Annotated in this window: 6 protein-coding genes; 2 read left to right on the plus strand and 4 right to left on the minus strand. The window is 64.8% G+C overall.

From position 1 onward, the window contains the following. Together AB4Y84_RS12910 and AB4Y84_RS12915 are read right to left on the minus strand one after the other, a co-directional pair. On the minus strand, positions 1–605 hold a 605-nt coding region (locus AB4Y84_RS12910; protein ID WP_442250236.1), incomplete at its 3' end, for a PAS domain-containing protein. 254 nt (positions 606–859) lie between these two features. Continuing rightward, positions 860–1,153, minus strand: a complete 294-nt coding sequence (locus AB4Y84_RS12915; protein ID WP_312107448.1) for a hypothetical protein — start codon at positions 1,151–1,153, stop codon at positions 860–862. A 160-nt stretch (positions 1,154–1,313) separates the two neighbouring features. Between AB4Y84_RS12915 and AB4Y84_RS12920 the strand changes: the two genes are divergently transcribed. Together AB4Y84_RS12920 and AB4Y84_RS12925 are read left to right on the plus strand one after the other, a co-directional pair. Next, entirely contained in the window at positions 1,314–2,402 is a 1,089-nt protein-coding gene (locus AB4Y84_RS12920; RefSeq protein WP_442250237.1) for a DUF5694 domain-containing protein, read from the plus strand. Positions 2,403–2,458: 56 nt separating this feature from the next. Then, positions 2,459–3,418, plus strand: coding sequence for a right-handed parallel beta-helix repeat-containing protein (locus tag AB4Y84_RS12925; protein ID WP_442244539.1), 960 nt, complete (start codon positions 2,459–2,461; stop codon positions 3,416–3,418). Here the strand turns inward: AB4Y84_RS12925 and AB4Y84_RS12930 are convergent. Together AB4Y84_RS12930 and AB4Y84_RS12935 are read right to left on the minus strand one after the other, a co-directional pair. Then, the gene (locus tag AB4Y84_RS12930; protein WP_442244538.1) at positions 3,364–3,672 is read right to left on the minus strand and encodes a hypothetical protein; all 309 of its coding nucleotides are present in this window, start codon (positions 3,670–3,672) and stop codon (positions 3,364–3,366) included. The genes AB4Y84_RS12925 and AB4Y84_RS12930 overlap by 55 nt on opposite strands. 62 nt (positions 3,673–3,734) lie before the next feature. Then, positions 3,735–5,024, minus strand: a 1,290-nt coding sequence (locus AB4Y84_RS12935) for a diguanylate cyclase domain-containing protein (protein WP_442250238.1), incomplete at its 5' end; no start/stop codon positions are given.

The following is a 5,024-nucleotide window of genomic DNA, read 5'->3' on the forward strand; positions in this document are numbered from 1 at the left end:
GCCAGGAAGTTCGCATTGGCCGCCAGGATGCAGCCATCCATGCTGAACTCGATCACCGCCTGCGATTTGTCGATGGCCGCCAGTTGCCCCGCCGACTCGGCCGCCTGCTGCTTCTGCACCGTGATATCGGTCGCGAACTTGACCACCTTGTATGGCCGCCCGTGCTGGTCAAGCACCGGGTTGTAGGACGCCTGGATCCAGATCTCGCGCCCACCCTTGCCGAAGCGCCGGTACTGCCCTGCATCGAATTCACCGCGACCCAGTCGCGCCCAGAAGTCGCGGTATCCACTACTGCGCGCGTCCTCGGAATCGACGAACAGGGAATGATGCCTGCCCTGGATCTCATCCAGGCGATATCCCACTGCCTGCAGGAAGTTGTCATTGGCCTGCAGGATCGTGCCGTCGAGGGCGAACTCGATGACCGCCTGCACCCGGTGCAGTGCGGCCACCTGGGCCTCAAGCTCGACGTGCCGCCGATGCTGCTCGGCCACCTCCGTGGCGCGGCGCTGCCTGCCCAACACCCCCCGCAGCGCGCGCAAGGGAGACCAACGGGTGAGCACTTCGGCCGGCGCCTGAGCACCTTCCATGGAGCCTGAAATAAGCATCGTCTGATCCTCGGTGTCCGGGTAGCGGTTGCGACCCGCCGGGCGGGATGCCTGGCGGCAACTTCGATTGCCTGGGACTGCAGACGCCGGAAGGCGTCACTCGAGCGACTGGCAGAAACAGTAAGGCAGCTGCGATCGTCATCAAACAGCGGCAAAGCACACGGCACGGGCCGCCCATCGGAGGCAGCCTCGGGTCCGGCAGCGGGAGCCAGCAGCGGGCTCCAGAGAAGGTATCGGCGGGGCGGCCAACTACTTTAGGGGGCCAGCCCCTGGTCGGCAGCGCGCCGCAGAATCCAGCGCAGCAGCATCGTTGCCAGCACGCCCGGCAGGTAGCCCAGACTGCCGCAGACGACCAGCAGGGAGGGTTCCACCAGTGGCCCGCCGCCGCCCAGGAACCAGTTGCGGGTGGAAAGGATGTACAACGCGAACGGCACCAGCAGCAACGGTGCCAGCCGCAACAGCTGCCACCGCCATCTGCCCGGCCCGATCCAGCCGGCCAGTGCACCCAGCACGGCACCTGCGGCTACGATGGTGGCGATTTCATCCATGACGCGCTTCCGGAAGTCTTCCAGCCACCATTCTGGACCAGCGCCGACGGAAAGGGGATGCGGCAAGCACGCATAAGGTTGCAATGACCATCGGGACATCTTTTGCCTGCGCACTGCCGGCAGCATGCGCCCACTGACTGGATCTTTCCTGGGAGGCAGCATGCTTCGACGCTTGAGCGCCATCATCATCCTCAGCCTGTGCAGTGCCGGCGCATTGGCCAGTGACGCGGGGTTCCGGCCCAGCTTCCATCCCGACCAGCTGAAGGGGCCACCCGCCGGTCGCCACAACGAAGTACTGGTGCTTGGGACAGCACATCTGTCGGAACTGCCAAAGACCTTCGAGCCGGCCCTGCTGGAGCCCTTGCTGCAGCGCTTGGCACGTTGGCGCCCGGAGGCGATTGCCACCGAAAACCTGTCCGGCCTGCAGTGCGACTTCATGCGTCGCAATCCCGGCCGCTATGCCGAAAGCGTTGAAACCTACTGCTTCGACACCGACGCGGCCCGCGCCGCCACCGGCCTCGACGTGCCCGACGCCAACGTCGAGATGGGACGCCTGCTGTCGGCGTGGCCGGCAAGCCCCACAGCAGCGCAGCGTCGGCATCTGGCTGCGGTGTTCCTGGCCGCTGGCGAGCGCGGATCGGCGCAGGTGCAATGGCTACGCCTGCCTGTGCAGGAGCGCGTCGCCGGCGACGGGCTGGATGCTGCGCTGGTCGAGATTCTCGACAAGAGCCTGACCCGCCGCAATGAAACCAACCTGGTGGCGGCAGTCCTCGCTGCCCGCCTGGGCCTGGAACGCCTGTGGGCAGTGGACGACCACACCGCCGATTCGCCAACCGCGCCCAAGGACGAGAAGGCAGCACGCGAAGCGATCATGTCGGCCTGGGACAATCCACATGCAAACGCACGGCGGGACGCCGACGAACCGCTGTATGCAAATGTCGGCAAGGTCGGAGGCGTGCTGGAGCTGTACCGTGCCTACAATCGCCCCGGCGTCGGCTTGCAGGCCTACCAGGCGGACTTCGGAGCCGCGCTGGTCGAACCCTCTCCCCAGGGCTTTGGTCGCAACTATGTGGGCTACTGGGAAACCCGCAACCTGCGCATGGTCGCCAACATCCGCGAAGTGCTGGGCCAGCGGCCGGGAACGCGCCTGCTGGCCATCGTTGGCGCTTCGCACAAAGGCTACTACGAGGCCTACCTCAACATGATGCACKACGTGCATCTGGTCAGCTCGGACGAAGTGCTGCTCTGAGAGAGGAACGCTAGCTGCGGTATCATGGATGGGGCTGTCCACTGGAAGGAACCGTTATGAAGAAATGGATCCCCGCCGCACTCGCGGCATTCGGCTTGGCCGCGGCGCTGCAGGCCGCTGCTTGTGACCTCACTCTCGACAACGGCGGCGATCTTGCTGGTGCCGTCGCCAGCGCGCCAGGCAAGAAGATCTGCCTCAGGCCAGGTCAGTATGTCGCCGGCCCGGCGCCCCTGGAGATTCCTGCCGGGACCACCATTGAAGGACTTGGAGCTACCATGGCCGAGGTGGTGGTCTCAGCCTACGGCGCACCACAGAAGGCCATCGGCCTCGGCAGCAACACAATGCTGCACAACTTCACGCTGACGACAGGGGCAGGCGGAAACTTCGGCGTGCTGGCCTACCACCAGGATCGCGTCATCATTTGGAGTCTGGATATCATCGGCTTCCAGATCAGCGCTGGTGTGGTTGGAGGCAATGGCGTGGAAATCTGGGATACGTTCATGCGTGGAAACGGCATTGCCGGCAATGGGACGGCGGATCCCAATCTATGGATCACCGACTCCCGCGACGTCACAATCCTTTACGGACAGCTCACAGGCCGCAAGGATGGCCCAGGGGGCGATGGTGAGATGGCCATATACAACTCCAGCAACGTCATGATTGATGGCGCACGGGTCATCGATTCGGGAGCCAGCGCCATCTATCTAGTGAACTGTGTCGACTGCACCGTCAAGAACTCGGTGATTGAACGACCAGGAGAATGGGGTATCGACGTCGTGCAAGGGTCACACCGATTCCTCGCCGACAACAACTACGTCAACGGCGCGAACTTTGGTGGTGCCGTGTTTGAAACTTCCGGCGGTGCCACCGCAACGTTCCGCTCGAACCGATTTGTTCTCAATCGACGCATGGGCGTGGGCAACTGCAACGGCATCAATGCAAAGGGAGGTACTGCAGGTGTTCAGTCGATCGGCAATACATCCATGCCGTCGGGCGATCTCTGCTCATTCCCCTGAAGCACGGCCAAGGGGGCAGAAGCCGTAGGCCCCTCGTCCCTGCCCGCTTTCCACAGAACGACGCTGGCCACACATATACACGCCAGCGTCACTACCAGCAACACCAATGCCCCGCCCTGCAGAATGGGCAGAACAGCCTGCGCGCGCAGGTCATCGCGCAGCTGTTCCAAGCGCAGGCAGGCCGCCGAGGTCAGGCACCAACCGACCAGAGCAGGAGCAAAGGCGCGGATCGCCGCCGAGTCGCAGAAGTTCATTTGATCACCTGAGGATGTTGGCGTTGGCGCAGTATTCGCCGCGCCCCTCTCACAGGTTGAGATCAGCCGTCGCTGAGGTCGCCGCCGTCCGCCGGCGAGCCCCCGGGCAGTTCGCCGGTTTCGCCCTGCACCTGCACATTGTTGCGGCCCATCGCCTTGGCCCGGTAGCACTGGGCATCGGCGGCGGCGACGGCCTGGTCCACGCTCATGCCGGCGGCAAGCGGTGCGATGCCGATGCTGGCGCCGATCCGCAGCTGGTGCTGGTCCCACGGAATGGACAGGTTGGCCAGGGTATGCAGCAGCTCGCCGCCGATGCGCGCCGCTCGCCGCGGGCTGCACCCGGACAGGATCACCGCGAATTCGTCACCGCCCAGGCGCGCCACCACATCCGAGTCGCGTACACCATGGCGCAATACGCTGGCCACGGCCCACAGCACGGCGTCGCCGGCCAGATGACCAAAGGTATCGTTGACCGGCTTGAACCGGTCCAGATCGATGTACATCAGTGACGCCGCCTGCCCGGTCCGCTCGACCCGGGTGATCGCCTGCTGCAGATGTACTTCGAAGCCGCGGCGATTACCCAGTTCGGTCAGCGGGTCCATCTCCGCCAGGTGCCGTGCCTCGCGCTCGCGTGCACGCTGCTGGGTGTCATCGCGCAGGACCCACACTGCACCACGCACCTGGCCCTCGTCGTCGCGAAGCCAGGCCCGGGTCAGGTCAACCGGCACCACGGCGGTGCCCATCTGCAGCAGCAGATCGGCATGCAGATCCACGGCGTTGCTTTCCGGGTCCAACAGCACGCTGACGTCGAGCTGCGATTGCGGTGCGTATTCGGTGGTCAACGACAGCACGTCCTGCACGAGATGCCCGGCCAGCGACAGCGCTCCATCGCCGGCAAGCATTCGCACGGCGGCCGCGTTGGCATACTCGATATGGCCATCCAGGGCCACGCTGAGTACCAGGTCGGCAACCGCATCCAGGGTGATGCGGCTACGCTGCTCGCTTTCGAACAGGCGCTGCTCGCTGCTGCGCTGGGCGCTGACATCCTGGATCTGCGACACGAAATGCAACGGTTCACCGCGCTCATTGCGTACCAGCGATACCGACAGCCGTGCCCAGATGGTGTTGCCCTCACGGCCCAGGTAACGCTTTTCGAGGTGATAGTGCGTGCGTCGCCCCGCCAGCAGGTCCTGCACCAGGGCCAGGTCGGTCTGCAGATCGGCCGGATGGGTCAACCGCTGGAAATCGACCTGCAGCAGTTCCTCCCGCGTGTAGCCGAGAATGCGGCACAGCGCATCGTTGACATCCAGCCAGCGCCCTTCCAGCGACACCAGCGCCATGCCCAGTGCCGC

The sequence above is a fragment of the Stenotrophomonas sp. 2YAF22 genome (genome assembly GCF_052114665.1).
Taxonomy (GTDB): domain Bacteria; phylum Pseudomonadota; class Gammaproteobacteria; order Xanthomonadales; family Xanthomonadaceae; genus Stenotrophomonas; species Stenotrophomonas indicatrix.

What these genes read in the sequence shown, in the direction of transcription:
- AB4Y84_RS12930 (WP_442244538.1), bottom strand. Translation starts at nt 3,672, where the DNA reads ATGAACTTCTGCGACTCGGCGGCGATCCGCGCCTTTGCTCCTGCTCTG.
- AB4Y84_RS12925 (WP_442244539.1), top strand. Translation starts at nt 2,459, where the DNA reads ATGAAGAAATGGATCCCCGCCGCACTCGCGGCATTCGGCTTGGCCGCG.
- AB4Y84_RS12915 (WP_312107448.1), bottom strand. Translation starts at nt 1,153, where the DNA reads ATGGATGAAATCGCCACCATCGTAGCCGCAGGTGCCGTGCTGGGTGCA.